12 protein-coding genes are annotated in these 17,330 nt (G+C 68.8%); 8 read left to right on the forward strand and 4 right to left on the reverse strand.

All coding sequences use genetic code 11. From position 1 onward, the window contains the following. Positions 1-645: 645 nt before the first annotated feature. Positions 646-942, reverse strand: a complete 297-nt coding sequence (locus F1544_RS04945; RefSeq protein WP_167582769.1) for a hypothetical protein — start codon at positions 940-942, stop codon at positions 646-648. A 455-nt stretch (positions 943-1,397) separates the two neighbouring features. On the opposite strand from F1544_RS04945, the gene F1544_RS04950 reads away from it, so the two are divergent. Then, positions 1,398-2,297, forward strand: coding sequence for a PAS domain-containing protein (locus F1544_RS04950; protein WP_167582773.1), 900 nt, complete (start codon positions 1,398-1,400; stop codon positions 2,295-2,297). On the opposite strand, the gene F1544_RS26820 is transcribed toward F1544_RS04950, so the two are convergent. Beyond that, positions 2,239-2,997 (reverse strand): DedA family protein, encoded by a 759-nt coding sequence (locus F1544_RS26820; RefSeq protein WP_208971318.1) that lies wholly within the window; start codon positions 2,995-2,997, stop codon positions 2,239-2,241. The genes F1544_RS04950 and F1544_RS26820 overlap by 59 nt on opposite strands. Positions 2,998-3,000: 3 nt before the next feature. Then, complete coding sequence (locus tag F1544_RS04960) at positions 3,001-3,300, reverse strand: hypothetical protein (protein ID WP_167582776.1); 300 nt, start codon at positions 3,298-3,300, stop codon at positions 3,001-3,003. Positions 3,301-4,012: 712 nt separating this feature from the next. Between F1544_RS04960 and F1544_RS04965 the strand changes: the two genes are divergently transcribed. From F1544_RS04965 to F1544_RS04975, 3 genes are all read left to right on the forward strand, one after another. Next, positions 4,013-5,599, forward strand: coding sequence for a methyl-accepting chemotaxis protein (locus F1544_RS04965; RefSeq protein ID WP_167582779.1), 1,587 nt, complete (start codon positions 4,013-4,015; stop codon positions 5,597-5,599). 705 nt (positions 5,600-6,304) lie between these two features. Then, positions 6,305-8,179, forward strand: coding sequence for a putative bifunctional diguanylate cyclase/phosphodiesterase (locus F1544_RS04970; RefSeq protein WP_167582782.1), 1,875 nt, complete (start codon positions 6,305-6,307; stop codon positions 8,177-8,179). 478 nt (positions 8,180-8,657) lie between these two features. Beyond that, positions 8,658-10,217 carry a GAF domain-containing protein gene (locus F1544_RS04975; protein WP_167582785.1) on the forward strand — a complete coding sequence of 520 codons (1,560 nt, stop codon included), beginning with the start codon at positions 8,658-8,660 and terminating at the stop codon, positions 10,215-10,217. 90 nt (positions 10,218-10,307) lie between these two features. On the opposite strand, the gene F1544_RS25240 is transcribed toward F1544_RS04975, so the two are convergent. Then, on the reverse strand, positions 10,308-10,796 hold the full coding sequence (locus tag F1544_RS25240) for a MarR family winged helix-turn-helix transcriptional regulator (RefSeq protein ID WP_167582788.1): 489 nt from the start codon (positions 10,794-10,796) through the stop codon (positions 10,308-10,310). A 70-nt stretch (positions 10,797-10,866) separates the two neighbouring features. Between F1544_RS25240 and F1544_RS04985 the strand changes: the two genes are divergently transcribed. The 4 genes from F1544_RS04985 to F1544_RS23980 all read left to right on the forward strand — a co-directional run bounded on the left by F1544_RS04985 (position 10,867) and on the right by F1544_RS23980 (position 17,050). Next, positions 10,867-11,364 carry a pyridoxamine 5'-phosphate oxidase family protein gene (locus F1544_RS04985; protein WP_167582791.1) on the forward strand — a complete coding sequence of 166 codons (498 nt, stop codon included), beginning with the start codon at positions 10,867-10,869 and terminating at the stop codon, positions 11,362-11,364. After that, positions 11,361-12,116: an NAD(P)-dependent oxidoreductase gene (locus F1544_RS04990; protein ID WP_167582794.1), complete on the forward strand. Its 756-nt coding sequence runs from the start codon at positions 11,361-11,363 to the stop codon at positions 12,114-12,116. Before F1544_RS04985 ends, F1544_RS04990 begins: the two co-directional genes overlap by 4 nt. A gap of 786 nt (positions 12,117-12,902) precedes the next feature. Beyond that, entirely contained in the window at positions 12,903-14,486 is a 1,584-nt protein-coding gene (locus F1544_RS23975; protein ID WP_244307924.1) for a S8 family serine peptidase, read from the forward strand. 482 nt (positions 14,487-14,968) lie between these two features. Continuing rightward, positions 14,969-17,050: a putative bifunctional diguanylate cyclase/phosphodiesterase gene (locus F1544_RS23980; protein WP_280114573.1), complete on the forward strand. Its 2,082-nt coding sequence runs from the start codon at positions 14,969-14,971 to the stop codon at positions 17,048-17,050. Positions 17,051-17,330 lie beyond the last annotated feature (280 nt).

A 17,330-nucleotide genomic window follows, 5' to 3' on the forward strand; every position in this document is an offset into this window, starting at 1 on the left:
ACGACGGTGGTGTGCAGACCGACTGATCATGGGTGCACTGCGGCCTCGCTGTCGAGCAGAGCTGCCAGCCGATACAAGCGCACCCGCACCACCGCACCGACCGCCCAGCGACGCCATCGGCGGCCCGGACGCCGGGCGGCAGGATGTGAGTGACCACCTGAGGCAGCAGACGCCGTGCCGGGAACCGGCATCCGCAGGTCGAGGGCGGCTATTGACTTGGCGGCTCGTCGATGACTCCCTGAGCTCAACGTCCCGAAGCCTGACCGGTGCTTCGAAGTACTCGCACTGCAGCGTGGCAAGAGCGTGCGGTGCGCGACCAGCGGCTTGACTAGCCCTGGGTCAAGCGGCCGCTGCGAGAACGGTCTGCAGGGCCCGGTGCTGGGCGGGGTTGTAGGCGACGCCGTCTTGCCAGCAGCGCCAGATCACGTGCAGCCAGGCGCGGGCCAGGATGCGGGTGGCGTAGGGGTGGTCGCAGCCGCGGGCGCGGGCTTCGCGGTGAACGTCCGCGGCCCAGACGTTGGCGTGGTGGGAGTCCCCGGCGAAGTCGGTGACCGCCCCGCGAAGTTCTTGTCGACGGCCCAGCGAAGCTGACGATGCGGACCTTGCCGGACTGTCGGGTCGAGGGTGTCGCCCCGGCGAGGCTGGTCAACGACTCGGGGGGTAGTAGCTGCGGCAGTCACCGATCTGAACGAGGAGTCGGGCAGCCCGGACGATGCCGGCCTTGGGTAGGGACGTGAACACGACGGCGTTAGGGTGGGCGAGCAGCTGGGTCTCGGTCTGCTCCTCCGGTGCCTTGATCTGCGTCTGCAGCGCGGTCAGGCTGGCGGTGAAGGCGGCGGTGACGTGGGCGCGGACTTCAGCTTCGGAGACGGTGGTGCCGCGGATCGCCGCCACCAGGTGGGCGTGCAAGCGTTCGGCGCGAGCGGGCTGGGGAACGCGCACGCATCCCCTTCGCCGACGGCACTCGCTGCTCCTCGGCGGCGTCGACCGCGTCTGGCTGGGGCGCGCTGGCCCAGCGACGTCCTCGCCGGCTGGTTGTCGGTCAGCCCTTGCGCGATCGATCACCACCCAGGCCGTACTGGTCGAAGTCATGCTCCATCCAGTGCGTCACACAGCCGTGCTAGAGACCAGGTCGCAGTCCACGACTGCGGCACATCACCCGACTGGTCTTCAGCCGGCCCAGCGCGCTCCACAAGGGAGTCCAGCCCACGACGTCCAACCGCCCACCGCTGTTGCGCACCACGTTGTCGCGGCGCAGGTCTCCGCGGCGCAACGCTGCTCCAGGCACCAGGGTTGACCGCCACCGGCTCTCTCCAGCTCCGTCAACGAAGCTGGCTTTCCGTATCCGCCAGCGAAGGTGCATCATCGACTTACAGCAGCGACGAAGGAGCACGAAGATGACGTCGTGGGATGAGGAACATCGCCTACGTCTGCGGGCAGAGCGCATCTCGATGCTGCTGCAGCGGTTGTGGGGCGACCAGCCGCCACCGGGGCACAATGGCGAACTCATCACCCTCATCGATGCCATCGCAGGTGACGACGATCACGGACACCGGGACCACCTGGTCTGCCAGGTCGACGGCCTTACTTTCGAGGCCCTCGCCCACCTGCTGCACTTGGCGCGATCGATCCAGTCGTCGACTGCCACCTCAGCTGCGATGTCGGGTGTGCCTACTCTGCCGTCCTGGCGGGACGTCGACGTGAGCGGCCTCGTTCCGTCGCCGCTCCTGGCACGACTGCATGCGCTGGGGCTCCTGGATGACCTTGATTCTCTTCGCCTCAAGGAGGCTGCACGCGCCCCCGATCTAGGCATGTCGTCGGACGCGGGTCTGCGCAACAGTGATGTCCAAAACCTATCCTTCACCGCCGGGCCAACCACGTTCCGATCCGCGGCGGACACGTTGGGGCTGGGGCGCGGTGTCGAAGCCACCACCACGACCGGTGTGTGGGAGCTCGACCCAGCTACCGGCATCGTGATTTTCGACGACGTAGCCGCTCAGTTGATCGGAGCAGGCACGACGGCCGGTAGTGACCTTCTCGACAGCCACCTGCAGGACCTCATCCATCCCGATGACCGCCACTCGGTAGCGAGTGGCATGCAGGAGTGCTTGCGGTCGGGAGTGCTGTTTTTGTGTCGCTTTCGCGTCTACTCACCCGGCGAGACGGTCAAATGGAGGATCAGTCAGGGCCGGGTCGTCCACAACCCCAGTGATGGGTCGGCGCGCCTCGCCGGCTTCATTACCCCCGACTATGAGTCTCCTCAGGCCGTCCCCACCGGGGCCCTGCACGGCCACTGACCCAGCCCAGCCCAGGCCAGCCCAGGCCAGCCCAGGCCAGCCCAGGCCAGCCCAGGCCAGCCCAGGCCAGCCCAGGCCAGCCCAGGCCAGCCCAGGCCAGCCCAGGCCAGCCCAGGCCAGCCCAGGCCAGCCCAGGCCAGGTGGACCAGGTGAGGCCACCGAGCACGTTCCACACCGCGAACCGCCGGTACGGCATGCCCACCGCCCCGGCCAGTGCCGAGGTAACCGCGCGCAGGAAGGCGGTGAACCGCCTCAGGAACACCGCGGCGCCCCCGCGAGCATCTACGAGCGCCCGGGCTCGCGCCACATCCGCGGCGCGCGCTTGCGCAGCACGGGCAACTCCAGGAGCCGGGTGCCGAAGCGGGAGCCCCATCAGGTACCCCACCGAGTCAGCGAGCACTGCAGCGGTCGCCACGACCGCCAGCACGAGCGGCAGGGGCGCTTGCCCCAGGCTCGCGGCGGCACCACCGACGAGCGCGGCGCTCTCGCCCGGCACGACGAAACCGACGAAGAGCGCGTCCTCTGCGAGGACCAGCGTGCTCACGACCAGGAGGAGCCAGCCGACCGGCACCCCCACCAGAGCGGCGAGTAGCCCGTCTACCCGCTCCACCCCCGCACCCGTCTCCAGCACCCCGACCGGCCTCGCCACGACGTACAGCCTCGCCGCCCGCCTGTAACACGCGCGGACGACGAGCGCCACGATTCACACCAGTGCGCTCTTCACCAGCCACAGCACCACGACGGTCGCTCGGGCGTCGTGACTCACGAGTGCGCCGATGTCGTGGCCTACCGCCACGGCCAACGCCCCCGACGATGCCTCGGGCAGCGGCCCGGCGTCCTCCGACTTCTCCCTACTGCGCGCCAGTGGATCGGTCAAGGCTGGTGTCAACGACGCAGCAACGGAGTAGGCGAAAAGTCGTACCGACGTGGGGGTGAGCAGGATCGTCCGACGGAGGACGAGCAGTTCTGCGTCAACGACCTGCTGGGATCGTCGTGTCATCACGATGTGAGCTCAACGCGCAGTCCGCCTCGACGACTTGGTCGACGCACTGGCGAACCTGCCCGCCGGATGCATCAGGGAACTAACACCGACGACACCCCCTTGAGACGGGCCTCCAAGCCACCAGCGCGCTCGCCCCAGGCGCGAAGGGCGGCCCTGTCGCCGTCGTGGTCGGCCGGGATGAAGTCGACTCGGGGCCACCCCAACCTGCCCGGCGACGTAGACGATCCCTTCCTAGAGTGAAGTCGGTGACAGACCTGCCTCGGCCGAACAGTTGAGCGCCGTGGGCGACTCGCTACGGGGTGAGGCCGCCGCGCAACTAAGCGCAAGGGGGAGCCGTCGACCTCATGGACCCTCGCGGCGCTGCGTCCGGCGACGCTGTTGTGCGCCTGGGCGTCATCCGCGCGCGGCGCTGACGCGGCCAGTGCACCCGGAGCAGCCGTTGCCGCCGACGGCTGTGCGTTGGGCATGACCGGCAGCTGCTTTAACGAGCACCTTCTAGATGCACGTTCTACGTCAGTCAAGCCTAGTGAGGCACTGGCCGCACCCTGCTTCGTCCGTTGCGGTGACAGACGCGCTGATGAAAAGGATCCGATGAGTGTTCAAGTCGGCTCAGGCGCTGCCGACGAAGCACTGAGCAGCTCAGCGGGGTCCATCCCGTCCTTCGATACCGGCGTCAGTGCTGCGACGGCCGAAAGCACCTAGGAGACGAGAGATGAAGATCCTGCGCGACCTCACCGTGGCGACCAAGCTGTTCGCCGGTTTCGGCGTCCTGTGTCTGTTGCTCGCCGCGGTGGTCGGACTGAGCCTCAACCGCCTCAGCGCCTCACAAGCCGATCTCGCCGCTCTGTCTAGTCGCGGAATCGCATCCGTGCAGTCCATCAACGACGTGAAGTACGCTTTCCTCAGCATGAGGTTGGATCTGGCCAACGCAGGCCTCAGTTCTGACCCTGCAGCTAGGCAAGCCGCCCTGTCAGCCATGGGCAAGGACGACGACGCCTACGACGCCGCCTGGGATGCGTACAGCAAGTCGTTGCCCCATTCGTCGCCGGAAGATCGCGCCGATGTGACCGATCTCAATGCGCAATACCGAACGGTGCGCCAACAGCTCGTCACCCTGGTTGAAGCCAATGACCTCGCTGGCTTCGTCGCTACCCGCACCGCGAAGACGACGCCGATCGCCGAGCAGATGCTGGTACTGCTGAACAGCATGAGCGCTGACGAGCACGACGCCGCCGCCGCGACGGCGGCTGATGGTTCCTCCGACTACCGGAGGGCAGTGGTGATGATGCTCGTCATGGGAGCCTTGGCCTTCCTCATCGCGGCTGTCATCGCCACCACCGTCGCTCGCTCCATCGCCGGTCCCCTCAGCCGCACCCTTGCCGTCGTCCGGGGGCTCGCTACCGGGCGCTTGGACCAACGCGTCGACTACGAGGCCGGCGACGAAGTCGGTCAGCTCGCCGCCGCGCTCGACCAGACCATGAACTCCCTCACCGTCACGATCACGGGTATGAGTGGATCTGCGACCGCCCTCGCCACGTCCAGCGAAGGACTCACCACGGTGGCCGCGCAGCTTGCCTCGGGAGCCGAAGAAGCCTCCACCCAATCGCAGGTGGTATCCGCGGCCACCGAGGAGATCGCCGCAAGCATCACCACCGTCGCTGCCGCTGGAGAGCAGATGAGCTCCGCTATCCGCGAGATCGCCGTCTCCACGTCCGAGGCGTCCACCACCGCGGCGGCTGCTGTCACCGCCGCCGAGTCCGCCAGCCATACCCTCGAGCGTCTGTCGACCTCCAGCCGAGAAATCGGTGACGTGGTCAAGCTCATCACTTCCATCGCTGAGCAGACCAACCTCCTTGCCCTCAACGCCACGATCGAAGCCGCGCGCGCAGGGGAGATGGGCAAGGGTTTCGCAGTCGTCGCCGGCGAGGTGAAGCAACTTGCTCAGCAGACCGCCAGCGCGACGGAGTCGATCACGACCCGCATCGCTGCCACTCAGAGCGACGCGTCGGAGGCCGCAGACGCCATCTCAGAGATCACCGCTGTCATCGCCCGCATCGATGACTTGCAGTCCACCATCGCGGCGGCAGTGGAAGAGCAGTCCGCCACGACCTCGGAGATGGTCCGCAACGTCGTGGAGGTCTCAGAGGGCAGCCGAGAGATCGCCTCGACCATTGGCGGCATCGCCGCGACCGCAGACCAAACCACTGCCGCTGCCATCCACACCGCGAGCACCGCCAAGGACATCGCCCGAGCTGCTAGCGACTTGAATCTTCTGGTCGCGGGCTTCCGTCTGCGTTAGGGAGTACTGGCCATGGACGTGGATGACACGCCCAAACCGCCGCGTCACTGACGTCAAGTGAAGCCCCAAGGACAGTGTGGAACTGCTCAAAGCCATCACCGCAACCACTCGGAGACATTGGCGTGCCGCCGCGACTCTCCTGCACGGAGGCTGGCGCTGGCGCGCGTCCTCGTCAACGGTCAATGGCCCATCAACCGCGCCGCCGAACGGTTGCAGTGCCGCGGGCGACCGCGGCCCGCCGGATTGACGCCCCGTGCCACCGCATAGCCGGCGGATGGGAGGCTCTCGGGATGCCGTACCGCTCACCCCACCTTGCGGCGTGTCCAGCGCTGACCTGTTGAGCCAGTGCAGGCGCAGTGAGGGTCCCGGGTCGGTCCACACCCAGTGAGGCAGCACGCCCGGCTGCCCGCAGGGCTCACTCGCTGCGGATCACTCGGTAGCTCCTCTGTGCAAGCGCCATTACTGAGCCGACGGACAAGCGACCTCGAGCGACACCACTCGGTGGGTCCCATACAGGGGCTCGCGTCCTACCTCGGATGACCTGATCAGGTGAGCACAGTCGGCGGTGATCTCGCGCGCATCAGTCACGAGCGGCGACAGCAGAGCCTCTGACAATGGCAGCGGTGCCCTGTACGGGTCATCTACGTTGTCAAGCTGGGGAGCACGCCGCAGGCGGCGCGTGGCGTGGCCGAAGGGTGGGGGTGGGTGGGTGTGCGAGGTGGACTGCCGCAAGTAGGTGGCTCCAGCGTCATCGCCGCCGCCAAGACGCTGTTCTGGGTCGCGGGCGGCGTGGTGGACGTCGCCGTCGGCTACGCCGAGCGCGGCACCCCCCTCCGCTCGGCGGCACTGTTGAGCATGGGAGTGCTCGCCCTCGCCTTCGCCGCACTGACCAGGTTGTTGGGCACACGCATGCCGCCCTGGGGCCGTCACGCGCTCTTCGTCGTCGCCACGGTCTTCTGCACCCTCACCGTGCTGGCCGTCCCGCGGCCCCTGGCGGCTCTCGCCCTGGCCGGCGGCTTCGCGTTCGTGATCACCGATGCCCTGGTCTTCTACCCCCTGCGTCAGGCGATCACCTACGTGACGGTGGCCGTGGCCAGCTGCAGCGCCGCCCTGCTCGTGCGCGCTGACGTGCCCTGGCCCGACGTGCTGGTGCACGGCATCGTGTTGCTGGCCCCCATGGTGATCATCGCCAACCTGGTGCGACGCGCCGCCAACGCCCACCAGGATCCGCTGACGGGTCTGGCCAACCGGCGGGCCTTCGACGACACCCTGGACACCACCCTGCTCGAGGTCGCGCGCACCGGTGGTGCCGTGTCGGTCGCCATGATCGACCTCGACCACTTCAAGGACGTCAACGACACCGCCGGGCACAGTGCGGGCGATCAACTGCTGCAGCGCCTGGCCGACAGCTGGAGCAGGCAGCTGCCCCCCTCGGTGCACGCTGCCCGTCTCGGCGGCGACGAGTTCGCCCTCATCCTGCCCGGTTACGACGGCCCAGGCGCCTTCGACCTGGTGGACTCGCTGCGCCACGTCGCCATCAGCACCCTGGGCATCGGTCTGTCCTGCGCGCTCGCCCAAGCCCGTCCGCGGGAATCGCCCACCGAGCTGCTACGCCGCATCGACGTCGTCCTGTACCAAGCCAAGGCCGCCGGCCGCGGTCGGTGCCTGCTCATCCACGACGAGCACGAGCAGTTGGCCGCCGAGCTCAGCAGCGCCCTGCTGGAGGCGAAGGCGTTGCTCGACGCCGCTGGTGGGCCTGTCAAGAGCAGGAGCGGTTCCCCAGCCGGTACCCCTACCGCTGCGCCAGCACTCCCGGGCGCGGAGCTGGCGCAGTTGCAGGTCCACTACCAGCCGATCATGGACATGGTCGCTGGAGAGGTCGTCGGGCTCGAAGCTCTGCTCCGTTGGACGCACCCCGTCCTCGGCCCGCAGGAGCCCGAGGCCTTCGTCGCCCTGGCCGAGACGGAAGGCGTCATCGGCGACTTGGGCGCGTTCGTCTTGGCCCGTGCCTGTCGCGACGCTCACGCCGTGCAGGACGCCGCAGGACGTCGGCTGTTCCTGACCGTCAACGTCTCCGGCGCCGAGCTGACCTGCGAGCACTACCCCGACCTGCTTGCCGAGACGCTGCAGGCGAGCGGGTGGCCGGCCGCGCAGCTGGTCCTCGAAGTCACCGAGAGCCTCATCGACGCCGATTCCGCGCCAGCGCTGCGGGCACTGCGGCGCCTGCGCCGGCTCGGCGTGGGGGTGGCCATCGACGATTTCGGCACCGGGTACTCCTCCCTGTCCCGCCTGGATACCCTCCCCGCCAGCCACCTCAAGCTCGACCACGCTTTCGTCGCCACGGTGACCACCTCGCCCTCCCGTGCGCGCCTGGTCGGCGCGGTCGTCACCCTCAGCCGGGCCTTCGACCTGCACCTGGTCGCTGAGGGCATCGAGACCGCCGACCAGGCCGACGCCCTGGTGCGCCTAGGCGCCCGCCTGGGGCAGGGGTTCCACTACCACCGCCCTCAGCCACTGGCCGGACTGCTGACCACCGTGACCGGCTCGTTGCGGTCGCACGACGAACACTCGCAGGCGTAGACGGATCACCTGAGCTACCGCGGAAGCGATTCACTGCCTTCCGACCCTGAAGATGCTGCAATGGCGCACACCCACGTCGAATGCCCCGGACAGCCCACAGCTCGGAGCCGACCGAAGCCGCTGGCTGATCGGCGATAACCCACGAGCGGGAGGACGCTCGTCGTCGCGACTGCGCCAAGACGGCCTGCGGGTGCCGGACACCTGCACCGCTTCGGACTTCGACCACCCGCGCAGAAAGCCAGCCAATTCCGTGACGCGCCGCTCGGTGGACTTCTTCACGCTGAGTTGCTGCCTAGCGCTGGCAAACAGTATTGGGTGCATCGCAGTCTGAGCCTGGGGAAGGCCGCGCTCACGGCGCGATGCACCCCGAGCAGTTCGGCAGGCTCTCCCCAGTCAACATCCCCGCAGCTGGCTCAAGTCAAGTGATCTTCTGCCGATGAACGTTCACGTCATCGCACCTGCTGTCAGGAGAGCCACCATGTCCTTGTTCCGCCGCGACCCCGCGCCGACTCGATCCGCGGATGTGCGCACGCCGCGGGATGTGGAGGCGCTCGAGCGGGTCCTCGTCGCCTTCGACGGGGGTGTCACGGACGCGCAGGACGCCAGGGTCAAGCTCACCGACGCCATGGTGGCCGCGCTGGGCCTGGCGTACGGCGCCCGATGGGTGCCAGATGCAACCGGCCGACTGATCCTGGCTTACCAGACCGGTCGCCTGGCTGAGGTGGTGGATGCGGCGATCGCCGGCACGGGGACGCTTGAGCCCGACCAAGGGCTGGTGGGGCAGGCGGCAACCAGCCAGCGCCCGATACTCGTCGACGCCTCGCCCGAGCAGAGCGGTGTCGGGGGCCACTGCATGCGGTGGCAGGCCGCCCAGCGCGCCGGGATGGTGGCTGGAGCGGCCGTGCCGATGATGGATGAGGGCGACGTCGTCGGGGTAATGGAGTTCTACAGCGATCACCGCCTCCCCCGCTTCGGCGACGAGAAGTGGCAGGCGATCGGGCGCATCGCGACGCTTGCGCGTCGCCAGGCTTTGGTGGCGGCAGCCTTGAACGAGACGCTCAACGACCGCGAAGCGGTCACCACCGTTGTCGCCGAGGTCAGTCAGGCCCACGACGAGGCGGGCGCGGTGCGCACCGCACTGGAGACGGTGCGCACCGCCTTTGGCTGGGCCTACGGTTCGTTCTGGAGGTTGGATGAAGCGCAGAACGTGCTGCGCTTCGACCTGGAGTCCGGCTCGGCCGGCGAGGAATTTCGCAAGGTGACGCTGGCAGCGTCCTTTGCCGAAGGAGTGGGCCTATCGGGGCGTGCCTGGCGGGCCCGGGACCTGGTCTTCGTGCGCGACCTGGCGGAGGTCACCGATTGCGTGCGGGCCCCGGCCGCGCAGCGCGCCGGGGTCCGCTCGGGAGTGTGCTTCCCTGTCCTGGACGGCGATCGGGTAGTAGGTACGATGGACTTCTTCACCACCGAGAGCATCGAGCTGTCCACCTCGCGGGCCGCGGCCCTGCGCAATGTGGCTCAGCTGGTCTCTCAGCGCCTATCGGTAGTGCGCCGCACCACCGCCGACGCACGCAACGCGCAGCTGCTGTTGGAAACGGTCGCTCAGCTGCGCGAAGCCACCCTTGACGCCGGACGGGTCGCCGAGCAAGCCGCGGAGCGTTCAGCGGCGATGACCTCGGAGGTCGCCGAACTGGGGGCGGCCTCCAGCGCCATCGGTGACGTCATTCAGATCATCTCCAAGATCGCGGATCAGACGAACTTGCTCGCGTTGAACGCCACCATCGAAGCCGCCCGCGCCGGTGAGCTCGGGCGCGGCTTCGCCGTGGTAGCCAGCGAAGTCAAAGACCTGGCCCGCGAGACCGCCAGTGCCACCCAGCAGGTCGCCGAGCAGATCGCCGGCATCCAGGCCAGCAGCCAATCCGTTGCCAGCGGCATCGGTGCCACCAGTGAGATCATCAGCCGTCTGGACGTCGTGCAGACTCGCATCAACGACGTACTCGAGGAGCAGGTGCACATGGCCGCTGCGTTCGAGCAGCACTGAGGTTCGACCGTACTGCGCGTCGGCGGCAACCCTCCTGGTCCGCACAGCTAGTCCTCCTGGCTCGCGTGCCACACAACATCCTGCAGCCGCTCACGGTGCGGGCCAGTCCCACGCTGACTCATCGCTGAGCTTGTTCCGGCCCGCGCCGACGACCTTGAGCAAGAGCCGGTTCAGCTCAGCGCCTTCCGCAGTGGTCAGTCCTGCGTCCTTCAGGTCGTTGCTCGAGGTTGCCACGGCCCACGCCATCTGGAGTGCATGGCGGCCTTCGTCGGTGATCTGCACCGGGTTGCGGCGCCCGCGCACGCGGGCGCCGGTGCGCTGGAGCAGCCCGCGCCGTTCCAGCCCGTCGAGCAGAGGGGCGATGCTTTGCGGTCGCAGCAGCACGGCGCGGGCCAGATCGGCCTGGGACATCTGCCCGGTGATGTCAAGCTGGGCGAGTACGCCGAAGTGAACCGGGTGCAGCTCCTGAGGAGCCAGGCGCTCGGAAAGACGCTGCCCCAGGAAGCGGGCGACGCGCACCACGTTCCATGTCACGACCTCGTCCAGCTCGGCCTCCGTCAACGCCTCATGGTCATCCACACGTCCATCCTCGCAGCGCTTGCCTTCCCTCTTGGGTTGCAGAGGCCTGCTAGTCGGGTGAGGCTGAGGCATGGCCACCACTGAGCACGACGACCGCCAGCACATCGCCGACCTCGTCAGCAACGCCAAAGTGGCGATGCTGACCACGATGACGCCCGAGGGCCGCCACGTCAGTCGCCCGATGGCTCTGCAGGAGGCCGAATTCGACGGAGACTTGTGGTTCTTCGCCTACGAGGACTCCGCCAAGGCGACACAGGTCGCCGCTGACCCCGAGGTTGGCGTTTCCTTCACCGACGCCAAAAATCACTCGTGGACCTCGATCACTGGTCGAGCCCGGGTCGTGCACGACCGCACCAAGGCAGAGCAGCTGTACACACGGGTGCTCAAGGCTTGGTTTCCCGACGGCCTCGACACCCCGGGCTTGGTGCTGATCAAGATCGAGGCCGACACGGCGGAGTACTGGGAGGCGCCCAGCAGCACGACCGCCTTCGTCCTGGGCAACCTCCGCGCGGCGGTCACCGCGAACCCGGCGAAGGACCCGATCACCAACAAGACCGTCGAGCTGTGACCGCGCGTTCCGCCGAGCCCGACGCCGCCGACGCCGAGCTCCCCGGGCACCGCGTCGAGCTGCGCCACGCCCGGTTGCTGGTCCTGGGAGCCAACGGGCCCACCGGCCGGCATCTGGTCCGACAGGCTCTGGGCCGCGGCTACCGCACACACGCACTGACCAGGCACCCGGAGACGTTCCCGATCCACCACGACCGGTTGGACGTCATCGCCGGCGACGCGACCGACGAGAGCACCATCGACGCGGTTGTCGCCGACAGCGACGCAGTCGTCTGCACCATCGGGACGTCCTTCACCCGGCACCCGGTTCGGGTGTACTCCGCTACTGCACACCAGCTGGTCGAGGCGATGCGTCGCCACGACAAGCGGCGTCTGGTGGTGGTCACTTCCGCAAGCCTGACCCCCTCTGACCAGTCGGGGCGCACTGTGGGCAAGGCGTGTCGAAGCCTCATGCGCAACTACGTCGGCAAGACCGTGTATGACGACATGGCCGAGATGGAGGCTTTGGTCTCCGTCAGCGGCCTGGACTGGACGATCGTGCGCCCACCAGGTCTGACCGATGAGGCGGGTGCCGGGTACGCGGTCGAGGAGACCGAGGTGAAGGGTGGGTTCTGCTCACGCGAGGATCTCGCCGCGATGCTGCTGGACCAACTACAAGACGATCGTTTCCTCCGGAAAGTGGCCGCCGTGGCTACCCCCGGCTTGCGAGTCGGCGCCCTGCACATGCTGAGGCATGAGGTACTCAAGCGCTGACCGCCTGCACAGCGTGAACCTTCACGCAAGCTATCCAGTCTGACCCGACTGGTGGAAAGCCGCGCTGATGGCCGGGCCGTCACAGACGACCCGACGCTTGGGGACTCGCGCACGCGGTATGGGTTACGCCGTTACAGCAAATGTCGACCTACCCGTCCACATCGGGCTGCTGAGCATCCGCGACGGCTCCGCCCGAGACATGCGCGGTCGGTTCGGCCACCACCGCGCTGCTAGTCCAGCCGTGCTGAAGCGCTGTCTTGCGTTCCCTGCCAAGCAGGGCTACCACGCAACAGCGATCCACTCGGCCATCGCCTTGCCTTCGCTTCGGGCCATGATGTAGGTAAGACATGACAGGCCGCGCCGCCTCCAAGGACACGGAGGTAGCGCCTGCATGCAGTGCTCGAGCCCAAGCATGACCCGGCGCCTCGGCGCCTGGCGCGACGTCCTCCTCGCCGACACTGTCGACTTCACGTCGGCTACTCCCCTCTCACCGCCTCATGTGCACCACGTCAGGTCCCGTACTGGCCTCAGGATCTGCCATCGCATGGCCGATGAGACCTGAATGGCGGAGCAAGTCGTCTCCACCGCCTGTCGAGAACCCCCGGGCAAGGAAGGTTCCCGACTCAGGAGTCAGACATGGCGATGGATCGCTCAGTGCGGTGGGGTTGCACCCGCAGAACTGCCGTAGTGGCGCTGGTAGGGGCTCTCGGGTTCCCCCTGCTCTCTGCCACCCCGGCCCTCGCGGGGCCGGCCCCAGCACCCAAGCCCCCCAAGGGGGTCACGGTCATGCAGGACCAGTGGGGTGACCCGGTGGCGGACAAGGTCTCCAAGGCGCTCGACGGGAGGTACCAGGCCGACAAGGACCCCGGCTCGCTGTTCACGGTCACGACCGCGATCGGCGCCCGCAAGGTCTGGGGGCAGAAGGACGCCGCCGGGCGGGCGCTGACCGGCCAGGGCGTGACGGTCGCACTGCTGGACTCCGGTGTCGCCCCAGTCAAGGGCCTGGACGGGGCTGGCAAGGTCGTCTACGGCCCCGACCTCTCCCTGGAGAGCGGCAGCACGGCCCTGCACGACCTCGACACGTTCGGTCACGGCACTCACCTCGCGGCGATCATCGCCGGCGAGGACGTGGTGGATCACGACCCCGTGAGCGGCGAGCCGAAGGGCACCAAGCCCTCCGATCAGCTGGGCGTCGCGCCGGACGCGACGCTTCTTCCGCTCAAGCTCGCAACGGCCAACGGCAGCACGGACGTCAGCCAGGTCATCGCCGCCCTCGACTGGGTGAGCCAGCACGCGCACGACAACGGCGTGAACGTCCGCGTCGTCAACCTGTCGTTCGGCACCGACTCGCTCCAGCCGTACCAGCTCGACCCCCTCGCGGCCGCCGCCGAGAACGCCTGGCGCCACGGCATCGTCGTCGTCGTCTCCGGCGGCAACGAGGGCCAGCAGGCCTTCCGCCTCACCGACCCGGCGATGGACCCTTACGTCATCGCCGTGGGCGCCTCGGATCCGAACCTGACCGTCGGGGGCTGGAAGACGCCCACCGTTGCGGCGTTCACCAACACCGGCACCGCGGAGCGTCACGTGGACCTCCTCGCGCCCGGCAAGTCGATCACATCGCTGCGCGACCCCGGCTCCTCGGTCGACCAGCAGCACCCGGAGGGCCTGGTGTCCGGCGACGCGAGCACCCGACTGTTCCGCGGCAGCGGCACGTCTCAGGCCGCCGCGGTGGTCAGCGGGGCGGCTGCGCTGCTCGTGCAGGCCAACCCGTCGCTGACCCCCGATCAGGTCAAGGCGGCCCTCGTGGGCACCGCGACCCCGCTGGCCGGCGTGCCCGCCGTCTCCCAGGGCGCTGGTCAGCTCAACGTGGAGGCGGCCGTCGGTCTCGTCCGCGCGGCGCTCAAGGTCGGGCCGGCGCAGACGGCGCTGAAGGCGGCCGTGCAGCGGTTCCCGGTCTCGACCGGCACCGGCTCGCTGGAGGCGGCCCGCGGTGGGGCCAACCTCGTTGACCTCGCCTCCGGCACGGTCCTCAGCGGTGAAGTGGACGTCCAGGGCCGGCCGTTCCGGTCCGCTTCGTGGGCGAAGCTCTCCGCGGCCGGGACCGCGTGGACCGGCGGGGTCTGGAACTCCGCGCGCTGGAGCGGTGACGGCTGGGAGTCCGCGCGCTGGAGCGGCTCGGCGTGGCAGTCGGCCCGCTGGTCCTCGGCCCGGTGGTCCGCCGACGGCTGGTCGTCGGCGCGCTGGAGCGACAGCAGCTGGGACTCCGCGCGGTGGTCGTCGGCGCGCTGGAGCGGCGCCAACTGGGACTCTGCACGCTGGAGCGACAGCAGCTGGGACTCCGCGCGCTGGTCTTCGGCGCGCTGGAGCTGACGAGCACCATGTCGACACCTGCGTCTCGCAGGACCGGCGCCCTCGCGGCCGGCCTGGCGCTCATCGCCGCCGGGCTGGTCGCGACGGTCCCCGCCGTTCCTCTCCTCGTGCTGCCGCTGCCGGGGCCCGCTTGGGCGCTCACGGTGGTGCTGGCGGCGCTGTTCCTGGCCGCGGAGCTGCTCCTGCTGCATGTGGAGGTGCGCTCGCAGGCGTACTCCCTCACCCTCGCCGGCATCCCGCTGGTGATCGGGCTGCTCGTCTGTGCTCCCTGGCAGCTGGTGATGGCCCGGCTCGCGGGGTCAGCCCTGGCCTTCGCTGTCCAGCGGTCGTCGGTGCTCAAGGCGGGGTACAACCTCTCCGCCTACGCTTTCGAGGTCGCCGCGGGCTTGGCGCTGCTGCACCTGCTCCTGACTCCCTCGACCTCGCTCATAGTCGCCACCGCCTGGTTCTGCGGCCTGGTCGTGCTCTTCATCGACCAGCTGATGAGTCTGTCGGTGTGCCAGGTCATCCGCTGGCACCAGGGGCCGCTGTCGACGCGCCAACGCGCGGAGGTTCACCTCCCCGCCGTCGTGATCAGCTGCCTCGCGACCGCGAGTTCCTACGGACTTCTCCTGCTCGCCTTCGACGGCCTCGTGGGGGCTTTCGTCGTGGCTTTCCTCGTCGCCGGGTCGTCCCTGACGTACCGCCACTACCGGGTGCTGCACCGGCGTCACCGGTCGCTAGCTCATGTGCACGACTTCATCCGGCTCAGCGAGAGCGACGAGGATCTCGACGAGCTCACTCGTCGCATGCTCGAGCAGGCTCGCACCCTCATGCGCGCCGAGGTCGCCGAACTCACGGTTCACGACACCGACCGTTTCGTGCGGCTGCGGGTCCAGGACGACGACCGCCCCCACGCGGCTCCCGCCCCTGCGGACGCGGCGACGGCCCTCACCGTCGCGGATGGCCCGGTCTTGCGTTCGCGGCGGACCCGCGACCCGGCGGCTCGGGCCTGGCTGCAGGCGTCTGGGTTCCGCGACGCGGTCGCGGTGCCCTTCGCCGCGCTGGACGGGCGGGCCGGAGGAACGCTCACCGTGGCAGACCGCATCGAGGGCACTGGCTCCTTCACCGCCGAAGACGTCACCCTGCTCGAGACGCTCGCCGGTCACCTCGCCGTGGCGCTGAACAGCCGTCGCCGCCACGAGCGGCTGCACTACGAAGCCACCCACGACGTGCTCACCGGGCTCGGCAACCGCGCACTGCTCACCGCGGCCATCACTGCGGTCACGGGCGGCGACGCGCGCGAAGACGTCGCGCTGCTCCTGTTGGACCTCGACCACTTCAAGGACGTCAACGACACCCTCGGCCACCACGTCGGTGACGCCCTGCTGCGCGCCGTGGCTGACCGGTTGATGGCGGCCCTGCCTCCCTCCGCCACGGTCGTGCGGCTCGGCGGTGACGAGTTCGCCGTGCTGCTGCCGGACGTCACCGAGCTACCGGGAGGCCGCGCCCGCAGGCGGCACGGCAGCGACCGCAGGAGTCGCGAAGAAGCGGTGACGGCACTAGCCGTGCAGATCGCTGCCACCCTCGCGGCACCGGTGCCGCTGCCCGAAGCGGTTCTGACGACCCGCGCCAGCGTGGGTGTCGCGCTGGGTTGCGGCGAGGCCGACGCCACGGCTTCCACCCTGCTGCGCCGCGCCGACACCGCCATGTACGCCGCCAAGGCCGGACAGATCGCCGTCGTCCTCCACACTCCCGCCCTGGACCAGGGTCGTCTCGAGCGCCTGGCCCTGCTCGCCGACCTCCGCGTCGCGCTGGAGCAGGACCAGCTGCAGGTCCTCTACCAGCCGAAGCTGAACCTCGCCGCCGGCCGCACCACCAGTGTCGAGGCGCTGGTGCGCTGGCAGCATCCCCGGCTGGGGACCTTGAGCCCAGACATCTTCATCCCGCTCGCCGAAGCCAACGGACTCATCCCCCGCCTGACACAGATCGTCCTGGCCGAGTCGCTACGGCAGTGCGCCGCGTGGCGTGCAGCCGGTATCGACCTGTCCGTCGCCGTGAACCTCTCCGCGGCGACCGTGAACGACCCGTCGCTGCCGGAGCAGATCAGTACCGCCCTGCTCACCGCCGGTCTCCCGCCATCGAAGCTGACCCTGGAGATCACCGAGAGCGCGGTGATGAACGACCCCGAGCGCGCCGCGGCCATCCTCGAGCGGATCGCCGCCATCGGGGTCACCCTGTCCCTCGACGATTTCGGAACCGGCTACTCGAGCCTGTCTTACCTGCAACGTCTCCCCGTCGCGGAAGTCAAGATCGACCGGTCGTTCACCGCTGTGCTACGCGCCGACCAGCCCAACAGCCAGATCCTCGTGCGGGCCGTGATCAACCTCGGCACCAGTCTCGGCCTGCGGGTCGTCGCGGAGGGCGTCGAGGACGCTGCGACCTTGAAGCTGTTGCGGAAGCTAGGATGCCATGTGATTCAGGGCTACCACGTCGCGCGGCCCCTCACCCCCGCCAATATTGTCACCCACCTTCACGAGCAGCACGCAAACTTCTCCCCGCGATTGCGTTCCGTCCCCGCCTGACCGGCTCCGCCGCGACCGCGATTCTTGACGCAACCGTGCGCAACCACTGACGTAGGCCAAGATCGATGCCACACCTGTCTGCAACACGAGCGGCACACCGGTCACGGCAGTGCAGGCAATCCTCAGTCACACCGTTCAAAGGGGATGTACCCCACGCGCCGTCCACCGGGTCGTAGCCGCCGCCGAACTTAGAAGGGCGAGACGCACGTCCCCGCCGGCCGTGGCGCTCCTCGCGCGCAGCGCGCAGCAGCACACAAGGGCGGCTCACATCGACTCAAGA

The organism is Kineococcus rubinsiae (assembly GCF_011839805.1).
In the GTDB taxonomy this organism is placed as follows: domain Bacteria; phylum Actinomycetota; class Actinomycetes; order Actinomycetales; family Kineococcaceae; genus Kineococcus; species Kineococcus rubinsiae.